Source organism: Gemmatimonas aurantiaca T-27 (assembly GCF_000010305.1).
Taxonomy (GTDB): domain Bacteria; phylum Gemmatimonadota; class Gemmatimonadetes; order Gemmatimonadales; family Gemmatimonadaceae; genus Gemmatimonas; species Gemmatimonas aurantiaca.
In genome coordinates, this window is the sequence record NC_012489.1 from 4,385,725 (window position 1) to 4,412,290 (window position 26,566).

The 26,566-nt window shown below is 63.6% G+C and carries 19 protein-coding genes; 6 read left to right on the forward strand and 13 right to left on the reverse strand.

The annotated features are described in order from the left end of the window. From GAU_RS19060 to GAU_RS19090, 6 genes are all read right to left on the reverse strand, one after another. Positions 1-1,218 (reverse strand): patatin-like phospholipase family protein, encoded by a 1,218-nt coding sequence (locus GAU_RS19060; protein ID WP_015895545.1) that lies wholly within the window; start codon positions 1,216-1,218, stop codon positions 1-3. A 14-nt stretch (positions 1,219-1,232) separates the two neighbouring features. Then, a complete protein-coding gene (locus GAU_RS19065) occupies positions 1,233-1,778 on the reverse strand; it encodes a YaeQ family protein (protein ID WP_015895546.1) in 546 nt (181 codons plus the stop codon). Between the two features lie 134 nt (positions 1,779-1,912). Continuing rightward, positions 1,913-2,839: a branched-chain amino acid transaminase gene (locus GAU_RS19075; protein ID WP_015895547.1), complete on the reverse strand. Its 927-nt coding sequence runs from the start codon at positions 2,837-2,839 to the stop codon at positions 1,913-1,915. A 42-nt stretch (positions 2,840-2,881) separates the two neighbouring features. Further along, complete coding sequence (locus GAU_RS19080) at positions 2,882-3,670, reverse strand: SDR family oxidoreductase (RefSeq protein WP_015895548.1); 789 nt, start codon at positions 3,668-3,670, stop codon at positions 2,882-2,884. Next, positions 3,670-4,053, reverse strand: a complete 384-nt coding sequence (locus GAU_RS19085) for a cupin domain-containing protein (protein ID WP_015895549.1) — start codon at positions 4,051-4,053, stop codon at positions 3,670-3,672. The genes GAU_RS19080 and GAU_RS19085 overlap by 1 nt, the downstream gene beginning before the upstream one ends. 78 nt (positions 4,054-4,131) lie before the next feature. After that, positions 4,132-4,767 carry an NAD(P)-dependent oxidoreductase gene (locus GAU_RS19090; protein ID WP_015895550.1) on the reverse strand — a complete coding sequence of 212 codons (636 nt, stop codon included), beginning with the start codon at positions 4,765-4,767 and terminating at the stop codon, positions 4,132-4,134. 202 nt (positions 4,768-4,969) lie between these two features. Here GAU_RS19090 and GAU_RS19095 point away from each other — a divergent pair, with 202 nt between their 5' ends. After that, entirely contained in the window at positions 4,970-6,655 is a 1,686-nt protein-coding gene (locus tag GAU_RS19095) for a formate--tetrahydrofolate ligase (protein ID WP_015895551.1), read from the forward strand. Between the two features lie 191 nt (positions 6,656-6,846). Here GAU_RS19095 and GAU_RS19100 read toward each other — a convergent pair whose 3' ends face one another. The 3 genes from GAU_RS19100 to GAU_RS19110 all read right to left on the reverse strand — a co-directional run bounded on the left by GAU_RS19100 (position 6,847) and on the right by GAU_RS19110 (position 10,951). Further along, positions 6,847-7,476, reverse strand: coding sequence for a YigZ family protein (locus GAU_RS19100; RefSeq protein ID WP_015895552.1), 630 nt, complete (start codon positions 7,474-7,476; stop codon positions 6,847-6,849). A gap of 25 nt (positions 7,477-7,501) precedes the next feature. Next, entirely contained in the window at positions 7,502-8,998 is a 1,497-nt protein-coding gene (locus tag GAU_RS19105; protein WP_015895553.1) for a DEAD/DEAH box helicase, read from the reverse strand. A gap of 144 nt (positions 8,999-9,142) precedes the next feature. Then, complete coding sequence (locus GAU_RS19110; RefSeq protein WP_015895554.1) at positions 9,143-10,951, reverse strand: ABC transporter ATP-binding protein; 1,809 nt, start codon at positions 10,949-10,951, stop codon at positions 9,143-9,145. A 123-nt stretch (positions 10,952-11,074) separates the two neighbouring features. Here GAU_RS19110 and GAU_RS19115 point away from each other — a divergent pair, with 123 nt between their 5' ends. Then, on the forward strand, positions 11,075-12,043 hold the full coding sequence (locus GAU_RS19115; RefSeq protein WP_015895555.1) for an acyl-ACP desaturase: 969 nt from the start codon (positions 11,075-11,077) through the stop codon (positions 12,041-12,043). A gap of 3 nt (positions 12,044-12,046) precedes the next feature. Continuing rightward, positions 12,047-13,693: a serine/threonine-protein kinase gene (locus GAU_RS21490; protein ID WP_015895556.1), complete on the forward strand. Its 1,647-nt coding sequence runs from the start codon at positions 12,047-12,049 to the stop codon at positions 13,691-13,693. Positions 13,694-13,861: 168 nt separating this feature from the next. Here GAU_RS21490 and ppc read toward each other — a convergent pair whose 3' ends face one another. After that, on the reverse strand, positions 13,862-16,663 hold the full coding sequence (ppc, locus tag GAU_RS19125) for a phosphoenolpyruvate carboxylase (RefSeq protein WP_015895557.1): 2,802 nt from the start codon (positions 16,661-16,663) through the stop codon (positions 13,862-13,864). A 53-nt stretch (positions 16,664-16,716) separates the two neighbouring features. Beyond that, complete coding sequence (locus tag GAU_RS19130) at positions 16,717-17,730, reverse strand: glycerophosphodiester phosphodiesterase (protein ID WP_156799147.1); 1,014 nt, start codon at positions 17,728-17,730, stop codon at positions 16,717-16,719. An 85-nt stretch (positions 17,731-17,815) separates the two neighbouring features. Here GAU_RS19130 and GAU_RS21495 point away from each other — a divergent pair, with 85 nt between their 5' ends. The 3 genes from GAU_RS21495 to GAU_RS19145 all read left to right on the forward strand — a co-directional run bounded on the left by GAU_RS21495 (position 17,816) and on the right by GAU_RS19145 (position 22,233). Beyond that, positions 17,816-21,022, forward strand: a complete 3,207-nt coding sequence (locus GAU_RS21495; RefSeq protein WP_015895559.1) for a serine/threonine-protein kinase — start codon at positions 17,816-17,818, stop codon at positions 21,020-21,022. 25 nt (positions 21,023-21,047) lie between these two features. Beyond that, positions 21,048-21,722: an ankyrin repeat domain-containing protein gene (locus GAU_RS19140; RefSeq protein WP_015895560.1), complete on the forward strand. Its 675-nt coding sequence runs from the start codon at positions 21,048-21,050 to the stop codon at positions 21,720-21,722. Between the two features lie 148 nt (positions 21,723-21,870). Continuing rightward, positions 21,871-22,233, forward strand: coding sequence for a BON domain-containing protein (locus tag GAU_RS19145; RefSeq protein ID WP_015895561.1), 363 nt, complete (start codon positions 21,871-21,873; stop codon positions 22,231-22,233). A gap of 23 nt (positions 22,234-22,256) precedes the next feature. Here the strand turns inward: GAU_RS19145 and GAU_RS19150 are convergent, their stop codons facing one another. Both GAU_RS19150 and GAU_RS19155 read right to left on the reverse strand, forming a co-directional pair. After that, positions 22,257-25,370, reverse strand: coding sequence for an efflux RND transporter permease subunit (locus GAU_RS19150; RefSeq protein WP_015895562.1), 3,114 nt, complete (start codon positions 25,368-25,370; stop codon positions 22,257-22,259). Continuing rightward, the gene (locus GAU_RS19155) at positions 25,367-26,554 is read right to left on the reverse strand and encodes an efflux RND transporter periplasmic adaptor subunit (RefSeq protein ID WP_083765786.1); all 1,188 of its coding nucleotides are present in this window, start codon (positions 26,552-26,554) and stop codon (positions 25,367-25,369) included. Before GAU_RS19155 ends, GAU_RS19150 begins: the two co-directional genes overlap by 4 nt. Between the last annotated feature and the right edge of the window lie 12 nt (positions 26,555-26,566).

A 26,566-nucleotide genomic window follows, 5' to 3' on the forward strand; every position in this document is an offset into this window, starting at 1 on the left:
TCAACGCACCGGTGGTTCGGGACGACGGTAGGCACTCGGGATGCTGTCCCACGGCGTGGCGCCGGTGGCCTTGGCATACCCGATGGAATCGAGACGCTGCATGAACTTCTGCTCGAACAGCTTTTGTGCGCCCGGGCTCATTGATTCACTCGACGGCAGCGCAGCCAGCTTGAACTCGAGCTTGAGACCCGGCACACCAGCGCTCACGGCGCGCGAGAGATCGGCCAATGCCGACAGCGACGCCGACTGATGCAGGTACAGCAGCAAAAGCGTGGTGCGGTTGCTGATCTGCCGACGACTGGCCGGGGCAATGATGCGCGGTTCCGGATGTGACCACAGGTTCATGACCACCCAGAGGCGCACGGTCACATCGTTCAGCCCACGCGCCGCCAGCTGGCGACCGAGTTGCTGATAGTCGGCAAAGGTGAGCGTGGCGAGCACACTCTCCACCACGCCACCGTCGGCATGCACATGACCATCCACCACCACCGGCGGGAAGATGCCGGGAATGGCCGTGGCCGCGCGCAGCAACATCTGCGAACGCACGAGGCCGGTGCTGTCATTGGCGATCTCGTCTCCCAACGACCAGAGCTGCCCCACACCGAGATCGAAGTCGGTGGTGGCAAACACCAACTGTCGGTCTTCAGCGAACGCATTCCGCAGCTCGGTGCGGAATCGGCCGTCGATAGCGCTGGCGATGGTGCGTTCGAAGCGCGAGGTGTTCACCAACCCGCCATTCCGGCGCAGCCAGAACCACCAGTTGAGCGTGGGCGCGATGGTGGTGGCCGCGCGGGCGTACAACGCTGTCACGGTATCGAGCGAGGCCTTGGTGCCCAGCAACGCATACGGGGCCTGCAGCGCTCCGGTGCTGATGCCCGACACCAGGTCGAACCGCGGCATCGGGTTGTCGGTGCGCGCATGCCAGCCACGGAGGAACCCGGTGCCAAATGCCCCGTTCTGCCCACCACCCGACAGCAGCAACAGATCGAGGGTCCGATCACCACGACGTTCCGCCCGTCGCACGAGGCGCGCGATGATGGAATCCCGCATCACCTGATCGCGTTCGCCCAGCGCCACCGCATCCTGCTGCAGCTTGGCGATGGTCGTGGGCGGACGATGCACCACCGCGCAGCCGCTGACAGCCACCGCGAAGGCTGCGGCAGCGATCACATATCGCATCGTATTCGGGAAACGCCGGGTGCGCAGAAAGCGCGGCATTGTCGTGAGGTGGTTCAGGCCGGCACGAGGGACATCGGGGTGACCTGTCCCGTAATGGTCGTGCCATTGTGGTTGATGAACAACGTACCATCAGTGACCGACACGTCGAGTGTCATGCGCCGGTCGAGTCGCGCAACGAGCTCGTCGATCAGCTCGCGATCGAACACATGCCCGGCAATCTGGTCGACCTTGTGAATGCGCTCGCCAGCAATCTGCCTGAGCCACACCGTGGGATCGCGGTGTGTGTACACCGCCACCCGTGGCGCGGCCTTGCTGGCCTTGTGCAGACGCGCCGCATCGGGCAGCCCAATCTCGATCCACGTGGTGATGGTTCCCGTGAGATCGCGCACGCTGATGGTCGGATCATCCGGGTCCGACACGCCACGCGAGAACCCAATGCCCTCGGCGTACTCGAGACAGTACGCCAACAGACGCGCCACGAAATACTCGGGCGATTCCGAGGGGTGCATGGCCATCCGGAAATCGAGCGACTCGTACACACCGCGATCGACGTGAGCGAGCTCGATGCGCAGCGAATACATGGTGGAGGTTAAGGCCATAAATATGGAAGTGGTTCTATATCAAGAGGAAACAGGGGGAGAGTTGGAGAGTTCGCAGGGAGCAGGACCTGCCTCCTGTAATCTCTCCAACTTTCCCCCTGTTCCCTCTAGAGATCAGACGCTTAGTCCTTGCGTCACTTGCAGTGTGTCAGCCACCCGTGACGATCTTCGACCGTCCCCTTCGCGATTCCCAGGTACTGCTGCTGCAACTGCTTCGTGATCGGACCCACCTTGCCAGCGCCGATCTGGATCTTGTCGATGCTGCGCACCGGCGTGAGCTCGGCGGCCGTGCCGGTGAAGAACACTTCATCGGCCATGTACAGCATCTCGCGCGGGATATGGAATTCCTTGGTCGGAATGCCGAGGTCCTGGGCGATCTGGATGATCGAGGCGCGCGTGATGCCGCCGAGGATGGAGCCATCGAGCGGGCCGGTGAGCAGCGTGCCGTTGGACACCACGAACACGTTCTGACCCGAGCCTTCACCCACCATGCCGCTGGGTGAGAGTGCGATGCCTTCGGCGTAGCCGTTGGCAAGCGCCTCCATCTTGATGAGCTGACCGCTGAGGTAGTTGCCGGCGATCTTGGCCATCGCGGGGATGGTGTTCGGCTGCACACGCTGCCAACTGGACACGCAGGCATCCACACCAGCGTCGAGGGCTTCGTCGCCGAGGTACGCGCCCCAGGGCCAGCAGGGGAGGTACACCTCGATGGGCGAACCGATCGGCACCATGCCGGCCGTGCCGTACCCACGCACGACCATGGGGCGGATGTAACACGACTCGACGTTGTTGCGCACCACCAGTTCACGTGACGCGGCGATGAGTTCGTCGATCGTGTACTTCACATCCATGCGATAGATCTTGCAGGAGTGGAGCAGACGCTCGAGGTGCTCACGCAGGCGGAAGATCGCCGGACCTTTGGGCGTGTTGTAACAGCGGACGCCCTCGAAGGCGGACGACCCGAACTGCACGGAATGGCTCAGCACGTGAATCGTGGCGTCGGCCCAGGGTACAAACTGGCCGTCGCGCCAAATCCACTGCGTCTCGGAGATGCGGCTCATGTGCGTGGCTGCAGGAGAAGCGTGCGAAAAAACCTCGTGCGATCAGAGCAGCGACTTCACGGCGCCGCCATCCACCAAGATGGCCTGCCCAGTCACGAACCCTGCTCGCGCAGAACAGAGGAAAGCTATCACAGCTCCAAGCTCATCGGGGCGTCCGAGACGACCCACCGGCGTTTCGGATTCCCAGCCGGCAAATACCGACTCACGGCTTTGCCCTGTGCGTGACGACGTGGCAGCGGCGAGCGAGTCGAGACGTTCGGTGGCCGTGAAGCCGGGTAACACCGAATTCACCGTCACGCCATCCTTGGCCACTTCGTCGGCCAGTGTGCGCAGATAGCCGGTTACGGCGGCACGCAAACTGTTGCTCAGCACCAGCGACGCCTGCGGACGTTTCACGGCCAGTGACGTGATTGCCACGACCCGTCCCCATCCACGTTCCCGCATGCCCGGGACAAAGGCCCGCGTGAGCTCCACCACGCTGCGCAACAGCAGCTCGGTGGCCTTCTGCCAGGCGGCCCAATCCTGGCCCATGGCGGGTCCGGTCTGCGGCCCGCCGGTGTTGCAGATCAGGATGTCGACGCGGCCGAAACGGGCCTTGGTGGTGTCGACCACTTTCGTGATACCGGCTTCGGTGGCCAGGTCGGCTTCGATGGCCAGCACCGGTACGCCCAGTGCCTCGAGCTTGGCGGTGGCCGCCGTGAGGGCCTCCGCGTCGCGTGCGCAGATGACCACGGTGCAGCCTTCGCGCGCAAACTCTTCGGCCGCCGCATAGGCGATACCGCGACTGCCGCCGCACACCAACGCGATCTTGCCTTTCAGTCCGAGATCCATCACTTGTCTCCGCGAAGGTAGCTGTCGTCCTTGTCGATCCAGTCCTGACGCGGCGGATTGAAGATGTCCACGTCGAGTGTGTCGGCCATGGCGATGGCGCGATGACGCACCATGCTCGGGATCACCAGCACTTCACCGCCGCGTACGTCCACATACGTGTCGCCCGGGTTGTCGGCATGTTCACCGATCCAGAAGCGCAGCCAGCCGGAGACGATATACGTGAACTGCTCGTTGTGATGATCGTGCGCCGGCACGACCGCGCCTTCCTTGAGATACACGTGCGCGAGCATCTGCGACTTCGTGTAAATGAGGCGACGCCCGATGTGCGACGACATCTCTTCGACTTCGATATCGTCCCAGGCGATCTTGCGAACTTCGGTCATGCCATCCTCGGTTGTACTGGCGATTGACGGACGAAAGCCGCCACGCCGTCCGAGCTCCACAGCGAGAACTTCGAGCGGTCACTCAGCGACGTACACGGCCTGTTGCGGATACTGCGGAGCCTTGAGTTCCTGCACGATCCACTCGGCGAGCGATGTGCGGGAGATGCTGCTCAGCAAGCCAACGGTACGATCGGGGCCGGCCTTCACGGGAACGGGCCGGCTGCCATCGGTGAGGCGCGGCGGCTTGATGACGGTCCAGCCATCGAGATGGCTGCTGCGCACGAGACGCTCCTGTTCATCACGATCTTCCATGATGCCCTCGGCAGCCATGTAGCGTACCCCACGCGCCAGCAGACGCATGCCGAGCGACAGGCCCACCTGGGATTCACCAATCATGGCACCGGTCACGACCAGCAGCCGTGACTGATCGAGCGTCTTCATGGTGTCGATGATGACCCTGGTGGCGTTCGCACAGAACGGCACGCGGGCGTCCTTCTTGTGCCCCAGAAACACCACCGCCGCTTCGGCACCCCGCAACACTTCGCGCACCGCCGTCGGATCGTTCAGCGAACCCACGACCACGGTGCTTTCCTGCGGGACCTGTTCGGAGGGCTTGGCACGATAGTGCAGCCGCAGTGCGAACTCGGCCTCGGTGGCCTGGTGGATGAAGGCCTGGCCCAGACGACCGGACGCCCCGAAGACGGCAATGCTCATCCTCCAAACCTCTCAGTGGTCGATTCGTCATCACAAACGAACGTCGACGCCCACACGGCGCGCGGGGAAACCTGTTGTGGTTCGCGCGTCCGGCAAGCAAGATCACGGGGAATGAGCGGCATGCTCCAACTTGCACCCGGGATTCGGGAAAGGGGAGCATCCCACCTCCGCTCTGTGTCGCGTCCCCAAGCTCCGTCCCGCCATGACGCCTTCCGCATCCCGCGTTCCTTCCGATATCGAGATCGCCCAGTCAGCCACCATGCGCCCCATTCGCGATGTGGCCATGGATCTTGGACTCGGTGCCGATGACATCGATCCGTATGGCCGCTACAAGGCCAAGCTGCCGATGTCGGTCACCTCGGCACCACCCCGTGGACGTCTCGTGCTGGTCACGGCGATCAGCCCCACGCCGGCTGGTGAGGGCAAGAGCACGGTGAGCGTGGGATTGTCGCAGGCATTCCGACGGCTGGGACACAACGCGATCCTGTGCATGCGCGAGCCAAGCCTGGGGCCGGTGTTCGGTGTGAAAGGCGGCGCGGCGGGTGGCGGCTATTCGCAGGTCCTGCCGATGGACGACATCAACCTGCATTTCACCGGCGACTTTCACGCCATCTCCAGCACGCATGCGCTGCTCGCGGCGATGCTGGACAATCATCTCTATCACGGCAATGCACTGGGACTCGATCCCAAACGCATCTCCTGGCCGCGCACCATCGACATGAATGACCGCGCGCTGCGTCAGGCCATCATTGGTGTGGGCGCGGGCAATGGCATGATGCGCGAAGAGCGCTGGGTGATCATTCCGGCCAGCGAGATCATGGCCATCGTGGCGCTGGCATCGGACGCTGAAGACCTCGAACGTCGACTCGGCAACATCGTGGTGGGCACCACCGGTGGGAAAGACAAACGTCCGGTACGCGCGCGCGATCTCAATGCCACCGGTGCGATGACGTTGCTGCTGAAGGACGCACTGCGGCCCAATCTCGTGCAGACGCTGGAAGGTGGTCCGGCCATTCTGCACTGCGGACCGTTCGGCAATATCGCGCACGGGTGCAATTCACTGGTGGCCACTCGGGCCGGACTCGCGCTCGGTGATATCGTGGTGACCGAAGCGGGCTTTGGCAGCGATCTTGGCGCCGAGAAGTTCTTCGATATCAAATGCCGCTTTGGTGGGCTCAATCCGGAAGCGGCGGTGCTGGTGACCACCGTGCGTTCGCTCAAGATGCAGGGCGGGCTGCCGAAAAACGCGCTGGATGTGGAAGACCTTGGTGCACTCGAACGCGGGCTACCACACGTGGCACATCATGTGCGCAATGTGCAGCAGTTCGGAGTGCCGGTCGTGGTGGCACTCAATCGCCGACTCAGCGATACCGATGCCGAGTTGCAGATGGTGGCCGACTATGTTGCCACTCTCGGCGTGCGTGTGGCTTTGGCCAATGTGTGGGCCGAAGGTGGTGCCGGTGGCGAAGAGCTGGCCCGCGAAGTGCTGGCCGAGTTGGCGGAAGGCACGGCGGCATTTCGTCCGTTGTATGACACTGCACGGCCTATTCGCGAGAAGATCACGACAGTGGCGCAACGGGTGTATGGCGCCGATGGCGTGGACTTTTCGGCCGCAGCCGAGAAATCGATCGACTGGCTGGAAGCCAATGGGATGGCCGATACTCCGGTGTGTATGGCCAAGACCCAGTATTCACTCACCGATGACCCTTCGCGGCTTGGTGTGCCGACCGGATTCCGCGTCACGGTGAACGAAGTCTACGGCTCGTCGGGAGCAGGCTTCGTGGTCGCGAAATGCGGCGACATCATGACCATGCCCGGCCTGGCCAAAGTACCCGCTGCCGAAGGCATGCGACTGCGCCCCGACGGTACGATCGAAGGCCTGTCCTAAACCCGCTGTCTGTCTGCCGCATAACAAGCCCAAAGCCAGCTCCAACCCAGCACCCAAGACCTACAGCTTAGTACCCGCCTCCTATGACCACTGACCTCACCGCAGTTCTTCGGGACTACGGCAAACAGACGTCACAGGTCTTAGGGAGCTTGGTATTGGGTGATATGTGGTAGGTGTTAGGTTGGACTGACTTAGGGAGTGCTTTCGGTGAGATGAAACACCGCGGATCCTCGCATGAGGTTTTGGATGGCGGTGGTGAGTAGTGGGTATTGGGAGCGGGGCAGACGAACGGTGAATTGGGCGTCGGTTTCGAATTGTTGTTCGAGAAGCTCGGCATCAACCGTTGGCAACAACTGCTGTACTGCTCCGATCTGGCCGTAGCCCACGGCAAAGGTCACCGTCACCGTGTCGACCCGTTCCACCGTGGCAAGCGTTGCCAGAGCTTCCTGCACGGCGCCACCGTACGCCTTCACCAGGCCACCGGTGCCGAGCTTGATCCCGCCATAGTACCGCGTGACGACGGCGGCGATTTCGCCGATTCCGCAGTGTGACAACACGGTGAGCATTGGTCGGCCGGCGGTGCCGTGTGGTTCACCGTCATCGCTCATGCCGATGCGATCGGTGCTGCCGGGAGTTCCCACGACATAGGCCCAGCAATTGTGCGTGGCGTCAGGGAATTCGGCATTCATTTCCTTGATGAACGCCTGCGCATCTTCGGTGGTGCGCACCCGTTCAATGGTGCACAAAAACCGACTGCGATCGATCACTTGTTCGATCCGGTGCCGAGTGGCCGGCACCGGATATCGCGCGCTGTCAGTCACGCCGCGTCACTGCCTCACGGACGTATCACTTGTACGGCGAATCGCCGCCGCGGGCGGGACCGCGTGACGGGCCACGCGAAGCACCGCGGGCAGGTCCCTTGGACGGACCACGCGCGGGTCCGCGGGGTGCCCCGCTGCCACCAGCCGCTCCACCACCGGCTGCGCCACCCGTTCCACCACCGCTGGCAGGTCCGCGACGACGGCTGCCAGACGACGCGCCACCGGACGACGGCTTCGCATCCTTGGCCGACTTCCGGGCGGCTTCCGATTCCTGCGCTGCGGTACGCCGAGCGACCTTGGCTGCTGCACGTGCCCGATCTTCCGCCTTTTTCTTGCGAATCTCGGCGATGCGTTCGGCGATGGGCACTTCGAGCTTCTGTGTCGGCTTCGCGTGATAGTCGAAGTCGGGCACCGTCACACGCGGCAACGCCCGCTTGATGGCGCGCTCGATGAGCTTGAGTTCGCCCTCTTCTTCCGGGCTCACGAACGTGAACGCTTCACCAGTGGCTTCGGCACGCGCAGTGCGGCCGACACGATGGATGTAGTCCTCCGCGGCCACCGGCACATCGAAGTTGACCACATGGCCCAGCGCTTCCACGTCGATACCACGCGCCGCGATATCGGTGGCCACCAGCACCTGATACGAACCGTCCTTGAAGCCGGCCAGCGCCTGCGTGCGTTGCGACTGCGAGCGATTGCCGTGAATACGCTCGGCCTTGATACCGGCGGTAACGAGCTGGCTGGCCAGGCGATTGGCGCGATGTTTGGTGCGTGTGAACACCAACGCTTGGGGCATATCACCGCGCTTGAGCAGCGCCACGAGCAGCGCGCTCTTGAGTTCCTGCGACACGGGGTACACGGCCTGCGTGATACCCTTCGCCGGCGCCGCCTGCCGCTGCAGGTTGAGCGTGACGGGCTTGTTCAGCATCTCCTGCGTCAACGCCGCGATTGGCGGCGGCATGGTGGCGCTGAAGAACAACGTCTGCCGTTTCCGGTTGGGCAGATGGCGCAGGATCTTCTTGATCTCGGGCAGGAAGCCCATGTCGAGCATGCGATCGGCTTCGTCGAGCACGAGATATTCGAGCTGATCGAGCTTCGCGTACGGCTGACGGAAGTGATCGAGCAAGCGGCCCGGCGTGGCGACGATGACATCCACGCCGCTGCGGAACGCGTGTTCCTGCGGACCCATGCCCACGCCGCCAAAAACGGCGGCACCGGTGAGCGGGGTGTGCGTGGTGACGTCCTGGAGGCTTTCGAGAATCTGAGCGGCCAGCTCACGCGTGGGCGTAAGGACCAACGCGCGCGTGTTGCCGCGCGGCTTGCTCATGAGCTGATGCAGAATGGGCAACAAAAACGCGTACGTCTTGCCGCTGCCGGTCATGGCGCAGGCGAGTACGTCGCGGCCTTCGAGGGCCGGTGGAATGGCCTCGCCCTGAATGGGCGTGGGTCGTGCGAAACCGAGTTCCTTGAGGCCCTGCTGGAGGCTCGGATGGAGTTGCAACGAACTGAAAGTCATGGTCATTCCCGAAATATAGAGACTACGGGGCGGAAAAGACCGATTTCCAGAGGAAACAGGGGGAGAGTTGGAGAGTGTGCGGGAAGCAGTCCTGCCTCCTGCGCACTCTCCAACTCTCCCCCTGATCACTTTTGATATAAACCCCGTTTTTCAACCCGTGGCCGCGATCTCCTCGCCCGGATTGATGAACTGATCCAGCTCCATCTGATACTGCCGGCTGTACAGATCCCTGTACCGCCCACCCAATGCCAGCAGCTCCGCATGGGTACCGCGCTCCACGATCTGCCCCTTCTCCAGCACCAGGATCTGATTCGCGCTGGTGATGGTCGACAGCCGGTGCGCGATCACAAAAGTGGTGCGGCCCGCGCGCAGACGACGCAACCCTTCCTGAATCAGGTGTTCGCTTTCGGAGTCGAGGCTCAAGGTCGCTTCGTCGAGGATGAGCACCCGCGGATCGGCGAGGATGGCGCGGGCGATGGCCACACGCTGACGCTGTCCGCCGGAGAGCTTCACGCCGCGCTCACCCACGATCGTCTCGTAACCCTGCGGGAATCCGAGAATGAACTCGTGCGCGTTGGCGATCTGTGCCACACGCATGATCTCTTCGTCGGTGGCGCTGGGTTTGGTGAAAGCGATGTTCTCCTTCACGGTGCCGTCGAACAGGAAATTGTCCTGCATGACCACGCCAAGGTGGTGACGGTACTCGCGGAGGCGCAGGTCGCTGACTGGTGTACCGTCGACCAGGATGCGCCCCTGCTGCGGCTGCGCGAAGGCCATGATGAGCGAGATCATGGTGCTTTTGCCACTGCCACTCGATCCCACGAGCGCCGTGGTGGTGCCGGCCGGCGCGTCGAACGTCACATCATGCAACACGGGCACACCGGGTTCGTACTCGAACGACACCTGATCGAACTTCACATGTCCCACGACGGTGGGCACGGACTGCTTGCGTTCGTCTTCCTGGTCTTCGGTGGCCATGTCGCGCAATTCGCGAATGCGATCCAGGCCGGCAAAGGCTTCGGTGATCTGCGTACCGATGCTTGCCACCTGCACCAGCGGTGCGGTGACCATGGCGATGAAAAACACGAATGTCAGCAGGCTGCCCAGTGTCATGGCTCCGGTGATGACATCGCGGCCACCCACATACATCGCGATCACACCGATGACACCGACCACCGCAAATCCCAGGGTCCCGGTGAGTGAAGTACCGGTGATGGTCTTGGCGATGTTCGCGAACAGACGCTGCACACCTTTGCCAAACACGGCGCGCTCGCGTTCTTCGGCCGTGTACACCTTCACCAGACGAATACCACCCAGCGTTTCGGTGAGGCGGCCGGTCACTTCGGCGGTGATGACACTGCGTTCGCGGAAGATCGGGCGCAGACGCTTGAAGGCGACGCTCATGCCGGCACCGAAGATGGCCAGGAACACCACCGTCACCAGGGTGAGGCGCCAGTTGAGGTGGATGAGCACGCCGAGGGCCGCGATGGCGCTCAGAATGCCACCGGTGAGCTGAATGAGCCCCGTCCCGATGAGATTCCGGATGCCTTCAGGGTCATTCATGACGCGGGACACCAGCACGCCGCTCTTGGTGCTGTCGAAATAGCGCACCGGGAGGCGGATCAGGTGCCCCTGCACGTCTTCACGGAGGCGGGCGATGGCCTGCTGGGCGGCCACGCTGACCACCTGGGAAAGCGCATATCCGGTGACGGACTGCACAATCGTCGCTGCGAAACCCGCCAGCGCGATGATGCCGAGCAGGCGGATGTCCTTGTTGGGGATGACATCGTCGAGCACAAATTTCGTGGAATACGGCAGCACGAAACCGGATGCACGGCTGATGATCATGAGCACCAGTCCGATACCAACCGAACGCCGGTGCTCCCACATGAGGGCGCGCACTTCACTCCAGGCGCGTTTGCTGTCGTACTTCGGCTTGCCTTTGGCAGGAGGATTCATGCCCGGCAATCTACTGTGGGGGGCTTGCGGCAGCCTGAACGACCATCACCGAGCTGTTGTGTCGGGCATGGTGACGGCGCAGAGGGTGCAGTATCTTTCACTACTCAGCCCTAACCGAGTCCCATGCACCTCCCCGATTCAGAAATTCTGGCCAAGGTTGAAGTCCTGGCCGACCTCGAGAAGGACGTGGAACAGCTCATGGAAGCGCATGAAGCCAAGCGCATCCTGTGGTTCCCTTCCGAGATCCTGGCGCCAGAACCGGATACCGACCCTGATCTGCACGTGAAGGGGCTGCGCGAGCGCGCCCGCGGCATCAGCATGCCGTCACGCGTGGCGATCTGCCTCAATACGCTCACCGAAGAAGGCCTGCCGCACTTCCACCGCCTGCTGGCCACCTACCTGGGCGGCGATACGTTCTGGGCGAAGTGGAACAACCTGTGGACGGCCGAAGAAGACCGGCACGGCGCGATTCTGCACGACTACACCCGCGACAGCCAGTTGCTCGACAATCCGACGTTCGAGCGCATGCAGTTCGAATACCTGAAAGCCGGTTTCGAGCCGTCGTGGGACAAGGATCCGTACCGTGTGTTCGTGTACACGTCGCTGCAGGAGCGGGCGACGCAGGTCAGCCATGCCAACACGGGCAAACTGGCCGGCGAGTACGAGCCGCTCATCGGCACGGTGTTGTCGAACGTGGCGAAGGAAGAGGCGCGTCACTACGTCTTCTATCGCGAGATATTCAAGCGCGTGCTCGATCGGGATCCCAACCGGGCGCTCGAATCGGCGGCACTGATCATGCCGAGCATCGACATGCCGGGCATCAACATGCCGCACTTCCGCGATATGGCCGATGTCATTCGCCGGGCCGGTATCTACGGGCCGCGTGAGTACATCAAGATCGTGGAAGATCTCATCAAGTTCTGGACGATCGACAAGATCGACGGACTCAATGAGGCGGGCCGCAAGGCGCAGGAGAAGATCATGTCCATCAATGCCCGCCTCGAGCGGGTGGCCGACATGATGGAAACGCGCAGTCGCGCCAAGACCTTCCAGTTCCAGGTGGCGTTCGCCCGCGAATTCGCGATGGATTGATCGATGGCTGCTGATACGATCGCCGACCTGCGTGCAGCCCTCGGCGATCGTTTCGCCATCGAACGTTTGCTTGGACAGGGTGGAATGGGCGCGGTGTACCTCGCCCGGGATCGCCAGCTCGATCGGCCGGTGGCACTCAAGGTGCTGCCGGCCGAATTTTCTTCGCAGCACGATTTGCGCGAGCGTTTCCTGCGGGAGACGCGCACCACGGCCGGGTTCTCGCACCCGAACATCGTGCCGGTGTTCAGCATCGAGGAACATGACTCGCTGCTGGCCTACGCCATGGGGTATGTGGAAGGCGAAAGCCTCGCCGAACTCGTGGGGCGCAACGGCCCGCTGCCGGTGCGTGATGTCGTGCGGGTGCTGCAGGACATCGGCTACGCGCTGGCGTATGCGCATGGGCGTGGTGTGGTGCACCGCGACATCAAGCCCGACAACATCATGATCGAGCGTGCCACCGGCCGTGCGATGCTGATGGACTTTGGCATCTCGCGTTCGGTGAATCCGGTGCCGGTGCCGGCCACGCGCACCAATCTCACGCGTGTCGGTGAGGTGGTGGGCACGCCGGAGTACATGAGTCCTGAGCAGGCGTCGGGCGATCATCTCGATGGCCGCAGTGATCTCTATTCGCTGGGACTGGTGGCGTGGTTTGCCTTGACGGGCCGGCCGGCGGTGGCGGGTGCGAGCACGCAGAAGGTGCTGGTGAAGCAGCTCACCGAGGCGATTCCGCCCATCGCCACGATGCGTGCGGACACGCCGCCGCAGTTGGCGGAGGTGGTGGACCGGTGCGTGCGGAAAGCTCCCGAGGAGCGATTCGCCAACGCCGAGTCGTTGGTGGAAGCGCTCGATGTGACGTCACTGCGCGGTGTGGAGATTCCGCTGCCGGTGCGACTGTTGGCGCAGGGGCTTCATCAGGTTTCGATCGTGGTGCTGTTCGAGCTGCTCCTGTTGCCGTTGATGTACTACTTCCTGTCGAAGCAGGGGATGGGTGATCTCGATGCGATTCTCCCGATCGTACTGCTGGTGGCGATCATCTGGGGGCGTCTCGCGCAGGTGGTGCAGCAGTTGCGTGGCGTGGTGCTGCGCGGGTTTTCGGTGGAAGCCATTCAGACAGGATTCCGCGGGCTTCGTGCCGAACGGGACGCAGAGCGGGCGCAGTTGCGAGCCAACCCAACGATCGTGACCCGTCGGCGACGGCAGATGATCGTGCTGGTGTGCGCATTCCTCGCGTCGTTTGCATTGCAACAATGGGTAGTCCGCACGATGCGCACCGAGCTCACACCGGGATGGTATGGCGTGTCGGGTCCGGGCGTGATCATCCTGTTTGCGGCCTACGTGATGCGCGGTGTTTCTATTGTAGGACTGATGCGCTCTCCGCTGCGAGCAAGTGTGGGCGAGCGGTTTTACGACTGGGTCTGGGCTGGTTGGCCTGGGCGCGTGGTGATGCAAATGTTTTCGGCCGGTGTGCTGCCGCAACCTGCAACATTCAGCACACCGAACTCACAGTCGGCTGCGCCGGCTGTTTCGATTCCGCCCGCCGTGCCGACGCCACGCACACCAGTGCGCGCTCAGGAAGCGCTGTCGTTGGAGCAGCGTGTCGCGGCGCTCGAGGCGTGGCGGAAGGATCGGGAACAGCGGGGGGAACACTGATGACGCAGAAACAGCACGGAGAAACACAGATACAACTTTTCTTTTTTGAACAGCATGTCAGCCATCAGCTTGAGCTGAGGACTTTCACGGAATCAACAAAAAAAGCAGTTGTAGTATCTGTGCTGTTCTGTGCTGTTTCTGCGTCATCAGTGTTCCCCCCGCTGTTCCTCACCCTGAATTGCGCAACCCCGCAGCAATGCCGTTGATCGTGATGTGAATGCCGCGCCGCATGAGATCATCGGGCGCGGTCCCGGAGGCGACGTGCTCACGATGGCGCTGCAGCAGGGCGATCTGCAGGTGATTGAGCGGATCCATGTACGGGAACCGGTTGGCCATGGAGCGCACGAGCAGCGGGTTGTCGGCCAGCAGTTGGTCCTGTCCGGTGATCTGCCGCAATGCGTCGCGCGTGCGATGCCATTCGGCTTCGATGGCCGCGAAGATGGTACGACGCAGCGTTTCGTCCTGCACCAGCTCTGAGTAGCGCGACGCCACCCGCAGGTCGCTCTTGGCCAACACCATGTCCACGTTGGACAGCAGTGTGCGGAAGAATGGCCAGTGCTGCGCCATGCGCTGCAATACGGGTAGTCCATCGGGCTGCTCTACGAGCCATGCCGTCACCGCACTGCCGAAGCCGTACCATCCGGGCAGCATGCAACGGCACTGCGCCCAGGCAAACACCCAGGGAATGGCGCGCAGATCTTCGATGCGATCGGACGGTTTCCGACTCGCTGGTCGACTGCCGATGTTGAGTGTGGCGATTTCGGCCAGCGGTGTACTCTCGCGAAAGTACTGCGCGAATCCGGGCGTTTCGTACACCAGCGCACGATACGCCGCATAAGCGTGCGCGGAGAGGCGCTCCATGACCGGACGGAATGCCGTCACCTGATCAGCACCGCTTTCATGGTCGGTGAGTGTGGCCTCCAGTGTGGCCGCCACCAGCAACTCGAGATTGCGGCGTCCCACATCGGGCGTGGCGTATTTGGAGGCAATGACCTCGCCTTGTTCGGTGAGGCGAATCTGACCGGTCACCGCCCCTGCGGGCTGTGCCAGGATGGCGTCGTAGCTGGGTCCACCACCGCGTCCCACACTGCCACCCCGACCATGAAAGAACCGCAACTGCACCCCGGCGTCCCCGAACGCCTGCATCAGCGCAGTCTGCGCCTGATACAGCTCCCAGCCACTGGTGAGAAAGCCACCATCCTTGTTGCTGTCGGAATACCCCAGCATCACTTCCTGCACGTCACCGCGGGTACGCAGGAGTGCGCGATACACTGGCAGCGCGAGCGCCGCACGCATCGTGTCACCAGCACGCCGCAGGTCGGCAATGGTTTCGAACAATGGCACGATATCGAGGCCCAGCGTGGCCTGCTGACCACCCGTGGCGAGCCCTGCTTCCTTCAGCATCAGTGCCACTTCCAGCAAGTCCGATACACCATCACACTTGGAGATCACGTAGTGCGGCAACGCACTCGCGCCATAACGCTGCCGCAGGCGGGCGGCCGTGAAGACGATCGCCAGCTCACCGGCCACTTCTTCGCTGTAACGCAGATGCGGAGAATGCAGCGGACGCGTGCCCTCGAGCTCGCGGGCCAGCAACGCCACCCGTTGCGATTCGTCGAGCGCCGCATAATTGTCGCACACCCCAGCCTGCGCGAACAGCTCCGTGACCACACGTTCGTGCACATCGGCGTTCTGCCGCAGATCGAGTGGTGCGAGATGGAAGCCGAATCCCTGCACCGCCATCAGCAACCGACGCAGCCGTCCGGCGGCGAGCAGACCCACACCCGTGGTCGTGAGTGCATCGCGGATGATGACGAGGTCATCGTACAGCGCATCGGCGGAGGCATACGGCTCACCGCTGCCCAGTGCCGCGCGCACCGGTGGTGGCAGTTCGAGCCCACTCATGGTGGACGCGACCCGCGCGTAGATGCCGCTCAGTGCGCGACGATACGGTTCGTCGAGACGCTGCGCGCTGGTATCGGGTGAGCGTGCGGCCAGGGCTTCCAGTGCCGGCGTCACCGCATGCAAGGTGCGTGACAGCGACAATTGCTGTCCGAGTGCGTGAATCTCCTGCAGATAAAAATCGAATGTCGCCGACGCCTGCAGGCGCAGTGTCTCGTGCAACACATCGGCCGTGACAAACGGATTGCCATCACGATCGCCGCCGATCCAACTGCCGGGTTGTAGAAAAGGCGTCAGTTGCCAGGTGCTGCCGGGGAACTGCGCTGATAGCAAATCCTCGAGATTTGCATGCAGGCGCGGCACCTCGGTGAAGAACGTGCTGCGAAAATACGCGATGCCGTTCTTCACTTCGTCCACGACCCGCAGGCGCTCGCCGCGTACGATGCGCGTGTGCCAGAGCGTGAGCACGAGGCGCGTGAGCAGGGCATCACTTTCCGTGCGCTCTTCTCCCGTGAGCACCATGCGATCGCGCTGCTCGAGCAGCGTGGCAATCTGCTGCATGACGGTGAGCGTACTCTGTCGCTGTACCTCGGTGGGGTGTGCCGTGAGCACCGGTGAGACGAGCGCACTGCGAAAGAAGGCCGTCAGACGCTCCTGTGCGAGGCCGTCGTTGCCGATCGCTTGACGGACCATCTCGAGGGCAAACTCCAGCGTGCCTTCGCGCGGCCGAGAGCCCATGACTTCGTGGGCGCGTCGCCGGCGGCCGCGGTGGGTGTCCTCGGCGATGTTGGCCAACTGCAGGAAGTACGAAAACGCACGCACCACGCTGAGCATCGTGTCGGGCGGCAGTGGATCCAGCAGGACATGCAGCGCCTCCCGGTCCTCGGCCCGACCTTCCCGGGCGAACCGGATGGCCGCGCGCCGAGTGTCCTCCACGAGCTGGAAGACATCAGCCCCTTCCTGCTCACGGACCGCGTCACCCAGCAGGCGGCCCAGGAGGCGGATATCGTCGCGGAGGGGACGGTCCTTCTCGTCCCTCGCTGGAGGTGGGTCGAGGATGTCGGTCATGACGGAACCTTCGCCCGTGGGAGGCCTGGGTCAACGGAAAGATCGTTGAACCGCTACCCCCCCACCCCTTTCCTCACCACATCCGGGAAATCGCCGAACATCCCGTCCACCCCAAGCCGCACAAACTCCTGCACCTCGGCCAGCGGATCCCCGCCATAGCGCTTGCCCAGAAACACCGACTCCGACCGCAGTGTCCACACATGCACCTTGAGCCCCGCCGCATGGGCATCGCCTATCAGCGACGTGGGGACACTGGCCGAATCCCCGCCCACGATCATGCGCGTGTTGACCCCGATGGCATCGGCAAAGGTGCGGATCTCGCGCAGCCCCTCCGGCGTGACCCACTGCGCGCCCGTGCGCCGGTCATAGGGCACCTGGCCACTCGACAGTAGCAACACCAGCCGCACCCGCGTCTCCGGCCGGAGCGCCCGCAGGTTGCCCACCTCGAAGCTCTGGATGAACACCGGCGCATCGGCGCGATCGAGACCACGGGCCCGTAAGCTGCGGAGCAACGCCGGCTCGAGCGGCAGGCCAATGCTCCGGAAGTACGTGGGGTGTTTGGTCTCCGGATACACGCCCACCACCCGCCCACGCGCCTTCGACAGGGAATCGGCGAGTGCCAGCACCTCATCGAAGGTGGGAATGGCAAACTGTCCGTCGAAATCGTGCGAGCGAAACGCCAACCGTTCGCGGGCCCGCAGTGTCCGAAGCTCGGCGATCGTGAAGTCTTCGGTGAACCAGCCGCTGACCGTGTCCCCATCGATGACCTTGCGGGTCTTTCGCGACGGATAGCGCTCGGCCACGTCGGTGGTACCACCGATCTCATTCTCATGACGGGCCACGAGCACACCATCACGGGTGCTCACGAGATCGGGCTCGATGTAGTCGGCCCCCATCTCCACGGCCAGCGTATAGGCGGCAATGGTATGCTCGGGCCGATGTCCGCTGGCGCCGCGGTGGGCGATGACCAGGGGACGGGCGGCGGGCATCACGGCGCCGCTCGGGGCCGAAGCGCCGCCCCGACATGCGGGCAGGGTCAGCAACACGCCCGTCCCGAGGAGGGACATGGCGAGCAGACGGGTGACCCGTCGAACGAATGGACGATGGCAGGGTGTCATGGAGTTTCGTCGATCTTCGCCCCAACTTACCGCTATGAGCGACCCGTCATCCCAGGACATCGAGTCACGGCTTCGTACCGCCCTTGCCGGGCAGTACCGTGTGGAAGGCTTGCTGGGACAGGGCGGTATGGGGGCTGTGTTCCGCGCCCATGACGAGGCGCTCGACAGACCCGTCGCCATCAAGGTGGTCTCGCCCGATATGGCGGCCAGCGCGGAGCTGCGCCAGCGGTTCGTCATGGAGTCGCGCACGGTGGCCCGCCTGCGGCATCCGAATATCGTGGCCGTGTACGCCGCCGGTGAGGTGGACGGACTGCTGTACTTCGTGATGGAGTTCGTGCCGGGCGAGAGTCTGCGCGACCGGCTCACACGGGAGCACAAGCTGTCGGAGCACGACGCCGCCCCGATCCTGCGTGACATGGGGCTCGCGCTCGACTACGCGCACGCCGCCGGTGTGGTGCATCGCGACGTGAAGCCCGAGAATGTGCTGCTCGATCGCGAAACGGGCCGCGCCATGCTCACCGACTTCGGCGTCGCGCGCGCGTTGCAGAGCAATGTGCAGCTCACCGGCGCCGGCTTTGTTTTGGGATCGCCGCGCTACATGAGCCCTGAGCAGGCCGGTGGCGAACCCTCCATCGATGGCCGCAGCGACCTCTACTCGCTGGGTCTCATTGCCGTGGAGATGATCACGGGCACGCCGGCGGTGGAAGCCACCACGGCGGCGACGGTACTCATCAAACACCTCACCGAGCAGGTCCCGTCGTTGGCCGTATCGGCCCCCGGCACATCGGAGACGGTGTCGCAGGCCGTAGATCTGCTGCTGCGCAAGGATCCCAACGAGCGCTGGGCGCGCGGACGGGATTTTGCTGCAGCAGTGATGGGGGAGCCGATTCCCGGAACGACACCCGCGCCAGGTGCCTTGTCGCGTACCACGGCAAATGCCCGCGCTTCACGGGCCGCGAAGACAATGCGCACGTGGATTGGCGCCGGCGTGGGCACCCTCGCGGCCGTGGCGGCGGGCGTCTTCTTCCTTGGCAATCGTGGCAGCAGCAGCGACAAGGAGTGGATCGTCGCGCCCTTCGAAGTGCAGAGCCCCGATCGCTCGCTCGACTGGTTGCGCGAGGGTGGGCTCAACATGCTCACCATCTCGTTGGCGCAGTGGAAAGATCTGCACGTCGTCGAATACGAACGCACGCTGGATCTGCTGCGCGATGAGAAGCTGGAAGACGCACGCCGCGTGGGACTCGAAGACGCCCAGCGTCTCGCGCGCCGTGGCGGCGCCGGCCGGGTCGTGCTCGGTCAGCTCACGCTGGCCGGTGACTCGGTGATTGCCACGGCCAATCTGTACGATGTGCGTTCGGGCAAGGTCACCGATCGTGCACGTGCGGCCGCGCTACGTACCGCCGACCCACGCGGTCTGTTCGAGCAACTGGCCGGTGAATTGCTGGATCTGGTGGGCGGTCCGCGTTTGTCGCTCGATCTGGCGCAGCAAACCACCACATCGGTGGAAGCCTATCGCCTGTACCTGACCGGGTTGCGTGCACTCAATTCGTGGCGACTCGCACAAGCCGACTCGATGTTCTCGCAGGCCATCGAGCTCGACTCCACGTTTGCGCTGGCGTACTACCGTCGTTCATTGGGTCAGGGATGGCGCGGTCGGATGGACAGCTCGATGCTGTTCGATGTGGATCACGCCGTGCAATACGCCTCGCGGCTGCCGTCGCGCCAGCAGGAGATCGTACGCGGACAGGCGGAGCTCACGCGCGGCTTTGTGAACATGGCCACCGGCGATCCGGTTGCGTCACGCGCTTCGTTCCTGCAGTCGCGTGATCGTTTTGCGAAGCTGGTGGTGATCGATTCGCTGGACGCCGAAGCCTGGTATGCGCTGGCCGATGCCGACTATCACCTGGTCTGGAGCACCAGCTACGGTCGCAACGCCGACAGCGCATCCAAGTACCTGAATGAATCGATGCGGGCATTTCAGCGCACGATTCGTCTCGACTCCACGTTCCACCTGGCCTACCAGCACCTCGTGGATCTGTATGAACGGGCCGCCGTGCCGCGCTCGTTCATTCTGGTGAACGATTCCATCAAGGCCGGTGGGTCTGAAGCCAACGAACGTCGCGTGGGCACTCCCGAACGCATCGCGACGCTGCGCACGGCGGCCAGTGCCCGGGCTCGTGAGGCAGCGTTGGGTTGGATCGCTGCCGACCCCGACGCATCACAGGCCCGCCTCTCGCTGGCCACCAATCTCGAAGCAGCGGGCATGGCGGACAGCGCGGTCAAAGTGCTGCAGGCCACCATGGCACGGTCCTCCACCAACTCGGCCGCCGTGCCGTGGCGCATTCTCCGCATCCGGGCGCGACAACTGCAACCCGGCATCGGTCGGGCCTACGCAGATCTCCTTGGTCGCACACCGGTGGATTCGTTTGCGGCGATGGGTCTGCTTGAGCGCTATTCAGCCCTGACCGACGCGATGTCCGCCGCGGGACTCTCCGGACGCCTCTCGCTATTGCCCACGGCGGCCGATCTGCTCACCAACACCACGGTGATGCTGCCGGCCGTGGCGCAGACGCCCACGCGGGTCATCGCACAGTGGTTCGCCTTGGCCGTGCGCGGCGGAGCGGGTGTGCCACTGACCACGGCAGAAAAGGCCCAGTTCGACGAAGTCACCAGCATCCTGAGCAAGCTCCCGCCGGAGCGCCGTGACCGCGTGAGCGCGTATCTCATGTACCTCGGCACGCGCGACTCCACGTACGCCAAGATCGCACTCAAGACCGTGGCCGATCAGGGCGATACGGTGGGCTATCCCGAGTTGGTGGCCTTGCTGTCGTTGCAGCGCGGCGACAAGGCGACCGCTGAGCGTCTCGCGCGGAGCTTCCCGTTGCCTGATTCGCTGCGCAAGTCGGTGATCGGCACGACTGGCATGCGCATGGTCTCGCGGGCGCTGGTGCTTTCGGAACTGGGCAACACACGTAGGGCGGTGGAAACGCTGGAAGCTATTGATCCCGTGCGTTTCCAACGCAGCGATGCGCTCGACATCACCTGGGCGGTGTATGTCCGTCAGTTCATGTTGCGCGGCCAGTTGTATGAAAAGCTCGACGAGCGAGCCAAGGCCCTTGCCTCGTACGAGCGCTTTCTGACACTGTGGCAGGAGGCTGAAGAGCCGCTGCAGCCACAGCTCCGGGAAGCCCGGGAAGCCGTGGCGCGCCTGCGCGATGCCGCAGTCACCCGCCCCGGCTGATCATCACTTTGTTCCGGACGGTTGCATGGTCCCCACTGCCCCTGAAGCACTGTTGACCGCCATCCGTGGCCGTGATCGCGCCACGATCGAACGGATGTTGCGGGATGATCCGGCGCTGTCCACGCAGCGTGCGGCCGGTGGCGAGTCGCTGGTGTTGCACGCCTGTTATCTCGGTGCCGCCGAACTCGCCCCGCTGTTGCTGCACGGGCGTAAGCCCGATGCTCCGGAGTCTGCCGCGCTGGGTGATGTGACGGCGTTGCGCTCCGCCATCGAAAATGACGATGATGCCCGTGTACGTCGCAGCAGTGATGGCTGGTCGCCACTGCATCTCGCGGCATTCTTCGGTCAGGTCGATGCCGTGGCACTACTCATCGATCACGGTGCACCATTGGATGCGCTGAGCACCAACGCCACCCGCAATACACCGCTGCATGCGGCGTTGGCCGGTGCCACCAATGCCACCATTGTGCGGCGGCTGGTGTTTGCCGGCGCCGATGTGGGCGCACGCGGCGCGCACGGCATCACCCCGTTGCATCTCGCGGCGTCGCGTGGCGATCAGGCGTTGTGCGACCTGCTCATCACGCGGGGCGCCGATGCACACGCGAAGATGGAAGACGGTAGCACACCCGCCATGTTGGCGATTGCCCGGGGCTTCCACGAGGTGGGCGAGAAGCTGGCCGCCATCGGCACAGACAGTTGAGGCCGTTACCGGCGCATTGAGCCTATGTAGCCGTTGGTGCGTCGCATCACCAACTGGCCGGATCTTCGTGATATGGCGCGGGTCGTACTCAAGCGGCGGCGAAAGCCGCGGTAGTTCGCTTTGAGATCCCTCCAGCCAGGAGCATTCCATGAACACACGCCAGATACTCGGAACGTTGGCCGTGCTTGCTGTAACGGCCGCTTGCGGTAATACGGCCGATGGAGCGAAGCAGGACGCGGAGAATGCAGCGGACAAGACCGCTGAGTTGGCCGCGGATGCGGGCACCAAGGTAGAAGGCGCCCTCGAGACGGGTCAGGTGAAAACCGCGCTCACCACCGACACACGTATCGACGCCAGTGACATCAACGTCGATACCAATGAAGACACCAAGACGGTGACACTGCGCGGCACCGTGCCCACGGAAGAGCAGAAGAAGCTCGCCGAGGAAGTCGCCACCGCGAAGGCGGTGGGTTACAAGGTGACCAACGATCTCACGATCAAGCCGAAGTAACCCAGATCGCAGCCGAGCGCACGTCAGGCGTGCGCCGGCGACACGGAGGCCGGACCGACCAGCATCGGTTCGGCCTCCGTTGTCGTTTCGACGTCCAGTGCGGGCGCCAGCAACTTGTACAGCACGGGGGTCACCAGACGCGCGATGAGCGTGCTGGATACGAGTCCGCCGATGATCACCCAGGCGAGCGGCGAATACAGCCCCGACCCCTGCACCGCGAGTGGCAACAGCCCACCGATGGCCGTGAACGTGGTGAGTACGATGGGCAGGAAGCGGATCTCGCCGGCACGACGAATGGCCTCGTCGAGTGGCACCCCTTCCCGCCGCAACTGATCGGTGAAGTCCACCAGCAGAATGCTCGTCTTGATCTCGATGCCCACCAGCGCCACAAATCCGATCATCGCCGTGAAGCTCAGGGTGTAGCCGCTGAAGAGCAGCGCGACAATACCACCAACGACACCCAGTGGAATCACCGACGCCACCACCAAGGTGGTGCGGAAGTCGCGGAATTCGAGCACAAGAATGGCCAGGATGGCAAACACCGCCACAATGATGGCGCTGCCGATGCCACCAAAGCTTTCCTCTCGACTTTCGATTTCGCCGGCCGGATGCAACGTGTACCCGGCAGGCAAAGCGATGGAGTCGAGGCGCGCGATCACGGTGCGTGTGACGGCGTCGGTATTGAATCCCGATCGCACGTAACTGGTCACGGTCACACTGCGCTGGCGGTCCTTGTGATCGATGGTGGTGGGCGAGGCTTCGAAGCGGGTGGTCGCCAACTGCGACAGCGGCACCATGGCCCCCGTCACACTGCTCACGAAGATGCGTTCGAGCGCTTCGGGTGCCGGCCGGCCCTGATGGGCAATGCGCACCATGAGCGGATACTCTTCGCCATTGTCGGCGCGGATTTTTCCGGCTTCGAGTCCGGCAATACCCAGGCGCAGGGTGCGTTCCACTTCCGCACTGGGTACGCCCAACAAGCCGGCCTTCTGCTTGTCCACCACGAGCTGCAGATCGGAGCGACGCAGACGCACGGGATTGTTCACATACTGCGTACCGGCGGTGCTGGCCAACACCGCTTCGTACTGTGCGGCGATGTGTTGCAACGTATCGAGGTCGGTGCCTTCTACACGCATGGCGATGGGCGCGTCGATAGGCGGGCCGTTCTCGAACTCCTTGAGTTCGATACGGGCTCCGGGATACAACGCCAGCTTCTCGCGCAACGAATCGAGCACCACGGGCGTGCGCACGTTGTCGTATTCGTTGAGCAACACCAGCATCTGCGCGCGATTGGGCGCCTCGGCACGCTGGAACACGTTGTAGTACACGGCCGGGTTGTCCTTGCCCACATTGGCCAGCACCGCCCGCGTGGACGGATGTGCACCGATCACGCCTTCGGCATATCGCACCGCCCGATTGGTTTCCGCCAGCGACGTGCCATCGGGTGTGGCAATGTCTACGTGGTACTGTGGTGTGCCGGCCTTGGGAAAGAGCGAGAAGCCCACGGCTGGCACCAGCGCCACCGCACCAACGATGAGCAGCGCCGACACGGCGAGCGTGACGTAGGGTCTGGCCATCGCGCGTCCCAGGAGCGGCGCATAGGTGCGATGGATGGCGCGGTCGAGCCATTGCAGTGCACGATTGCCATGCTCCGATTCCGTGCGTGGCATCAAGCGACTGGCCAGCCATGGAATGATGGTGAGCGAGACGAACAAGCTGGCCAACACCGCGTACACCACTGCGATCGGCAATGACCGGATATACTTGCCGGCAAGCCCCGGCAGGAACAGCAGCGGCAGGAAGGCAAAGATGAGCGTTCCGGTGGCGCCCACCACGGCCACACCAATCTGCTTGGTGGCTTCGATCGCAGCAGCCGTGCGCGAATAGCCTTGCCGCAGAAAACGTGAGATGTTCTCCACCACCACGATGGAGTCATCCACCAGCAACCCCAGCGCGATCACAAAACCCACGATCGAGAGCTGATTGATGGAGAAGCCAGTGGCATAGAGCATCGTGACGGCCATTGCGAGCGACAGCGGAATGGAGATCATCACGATGATCGACGCCCGTGTACCCAGGGGCAGCAATGTGATGAGCACCAGCAGAATGGCGATCACAAAGTCTTCACCCAGACGGGCCAGTCTCCGGTCGACATTCTCCGACTGATCGAAACCACGGGCCAATGTGACGCTCTTGGGCAGCGTGGGTTCGAATTCATCGAGCACCTGCCAGACGGCCTGTTTGACGCTGGAAACGTTTTGTCCTTTTTGTACGGCCACGGTCACCCACATGGCACGTTCCCCGTTCCAGCGACCCATGTGCACCGGATCACCGTCACCCCACGATACCGTGGCCACGTCCTGCACCCGCACCATGGCTCCATTGGCGCCGGCAATCACGGTGCGTTCCACATCGGCCGCGGTGCGATACCGCCCGGTGGTAGCCACGTTGTAGCGCCGCGTGCCCACGTCCACTGATCCGCCGGGGATCTGCGTGTTGTCACTGCCCAGCGCATTGAGCACCTGCGACGGCGTGATACCCAGTCGAGCCAGACGACCAAGATCGAGCGTCACCTGCATTTCACGCGGCGGTGCGGCCCAGCGTTTGGCGTGTTTGACACCGGGCACTTGCTCGAGCGCATCCTCGAGGCGCTTGGCGATATCGTCCACCTGTGTGAACGGTGCTGACGGTGCGACCAGTGCCACCTGAAACACGGTCAGATCGGAATTCTCGTTGCGCTGGATATCCAGGCGATTGAGGGCCGCCGGCAGGGTGGGACGCAGAGCATTCACCTCGCGTACGACCTGATCGTATTTGCGTTCGGCGTCCACATCGGGATCGAACTCCACGCGCACCACCGACAGACCATCGGAGCTGGTGCTTTCCAGCTTGATGACATCGGTGAGTGTCTTGAGCTGCTTCTCCACCGGATCGGTGACGAGTTGTTCCATGTCTTCCGGCGATGCACCCGGATAGACGGCCACCACGGTGAAGATGGGAACAGGGAAATCCGGATCTTCGGCGCGCGGGATGGCCATCCAGCTCGACACCCCAAGTGCGGCGAACATCAGGAACAGCAGCACCGTGAACTGCCACCGCTTCACGGCAAATTCGGCGAGAGCGCTGAGGGGGTTCACGGTGTGCTCCCCGCAGTGTTGTTCTTCTCCCGGCGCGAGGTCGCAGAGGCAGCCGGTGACGCCGAGTCGAGTGTCGCCTGGGTAATGATACGAACGCGTGCGCCATGGGCCACGTACGGTGCGCCCCGCGTGATCACGCGAGCCTCGGCATCGAGTCCGTCCACGGTGGCGTGGTCGCCCTGCAACTGCACGACACGCACCCGTACGGCCTGCGCGATGGGTTCACCCGCAGTGGACACGGTGAACACGGTCGCCGAGTCGCGGTCGGCTTCGATGAGAGCATCCACCGGAATGGCGTGTCGTGTGGCGCTGGTGTTTGCGTCCGCCGAGCGAGTGGGTTGGACCTGCACCGTGAGTTGTCCCACGAGACCATTGGGCAGTGCCTCGGCACCACTCAGCGACACTTCCACCGTGAAGGTGCCGGTGCGTGCGTCGGCGGCGCGTCCGAGCAACACCACGTTGCCCGTAAACGTACGCTCCGGGATGGCGTCGAAGTGCACCGTTGCCTTGTCACCGGTGCGCACGCGCAATGCATCACGATCCGTGAGTCCGGCCCGCAATACACGACCGCGCTGTGAGCCTCCAAGTGACAGCACCGATTGCCCAGCGGCGACGGTGCTGCCGGGTGTGCCCTGCCGGCGCAGTACGATGCCGGCTTCTGGCGCAACGATGATGGCGTATTCACGGTTCACGCGGGCCGTGGCAAGATCCGCACGTGCCGCGTCGAGCGCCGACGTGACATCCTGCAACTGCGAGAGTGTAGCCACACTGTCGGCGGCGAGTCGCTCGAGACGTGCATGATCCCGCTGGGCTTTGTCCACGGCGACCTGCGCTTTGGTGACCGCAGCGTCGATCTCGCGCAGATCGAGGGCCGCCAACAGTTGACCGCGCTGCACGGTGGCGCCTTCGTCGACCAGCACGCGTGCCACCACACCGCCGATCTTGAACGCGAGGGGGATTTCGTCACGCGAGCCGAATGTGCCAGTCACAGTGACGGGCGCGGCTGCGGACGCATGGCGAACCGGAGCGACACTCACGGGGATCGCGGAAGACGTGGTGGCCGCGGCGCTGTCAGCAGCCGGAGCGGCACCGCGATCGGTGCAGGCAACAAACAGGGGCAACAGCGGCAGCATCGCCACCGGCAGATACATCGTGGGGCGCAGAGAATGAGAATGGGCAGACATGGGAGACTCGTG

What these genes read in the sequence shown, in the direction of transcription:
- GAU_RS19075 (WP_015895547.1), bottom strand. Translation starts at nt 2,839, where the DNA reads ATGAGCCGCATCTCCGAGACGCAGTGGATTTGGCGCGACGGCCAGTTT.
- GAU_RS21490 (WP_015895556.1), top strand. Translation starts at nt 12,047, where the DNA reads ATGGCTGCTGATACGATCGCCGACCTGCGTGCAGCCCTCGGCGATCGT.
- GAU_RS19090 (WP_015895550.1), bottom strand. Translation starts at nt 4,767, where the DNA reads ATGAGCATTGCCGTCTTCGGGGCGTCCGGTCGTCTGGGCCAGGCCTTC.
- GAU_RS19130 (WP_156799147.1), bottom strand. Translation starts at nt 17,730, where the DNA reads ATGTCCCTCCTCGGGACGGGCGTGTTGCTGACCCTGCCCGCATGTCGG.
- GAU_RS19095 (WP_015895551.1), top strand. Translation starts at nt 4,970, where the DNA reads ATGACGCCTTCCGCATCCCGCGTTCCTTCCGATATCGAGATCGCCCAG.
- GAU_RS19065 (WP_015895546.1), bottom strand. Translation starts at nt 1,778, where the DNA reads ATGGCCTTAACCTCCACCATGTATTCGCTGCGCATCGAGCTCGCTCAC.
- ppc (WP_015895557.1), bottom strand. Translation starts at nt 16,663, where the DNA reads ATGACCGACATCCTCGACCCACCTCCAGCGAGGGACGAGAAGGACCGT.
- GAU_RS19110 (WP_015895554.1), bottom strand. Translation starts at nt 10,951, where the DNA reads ATGAATCCTCCTGCCAAAGGCAAGCCGAAGTACGACAGCAAACGCGCC.
- GAU_RS19115 (WP_015895555.1), top strand. Translation starts at nt 11,075, where the DNA reads ATGCACCTCCCCGATTCAGAAATTCTGGCCAAGGTTGAAGTCCTGGCC.
- GAU_RS19085 (WP_015895549.1), bottom strand. Translation starts at nt 4,053, where the DNA reads ATGACCGAAGTTCGCAAGATCGCCTGGGACGATATCGAAGTCGAAGAG.
- GAU_RS19145 (WP_015895561.1), top strand. Translation starts at nt 21,871, where the DNA reads ATGAACACACGCCAGATACTCGGAACGTTGGCCGTGCTTGCTGTAACG.
- GAU_RS19080 (WP_015895548.1), bottom strand. Translation starts at nt 3,670, where the DNA reads ATGGATCTCGGACTGAAAGGCAAGATCGCGTTGGTGTGCGGCGGCAGT.
- GAU_RS19105 (WP_015895553.1), bottom strand. Translation starts at nt 8,998, where the DNA reads ATGACCATGACTTTCAGTTCGTTGCAACTCCATCCGAGCCTCCAGCAG.
- GAU_RS19140 (WP_015895560.1), top strand. Translation starts at nt 21,048, where the DNA reads ATGGTCCCCACTGCCCCTGAAGCACTGTTGACCGCCATCCGTGGCCGT.
- GAU_RS19060 (WP_015895545.1), bottom strand. Translation starts at nt 1,218, where the DNA reads ATGCCGCGCTTTCTGCGCACCCGGCGTTTCCCGAATACGATGCGATAT.
- GAU_RS21495 (WP_015895559.1), top strand. Translation starts at nt 17,816, where the DNA reads ATGAGCGACCCGTCATCCCAGGACATCGAGTCACGGCTTCGTACCGCC.
- GAU_RS19155 (WP_083765786.1), bottom strand. Translation starts at nt 26,554, where the DNA reads ATGTCTGCCCATTCTCATTCTCTGCGCCCCACGATGTATCTGCCGGTG.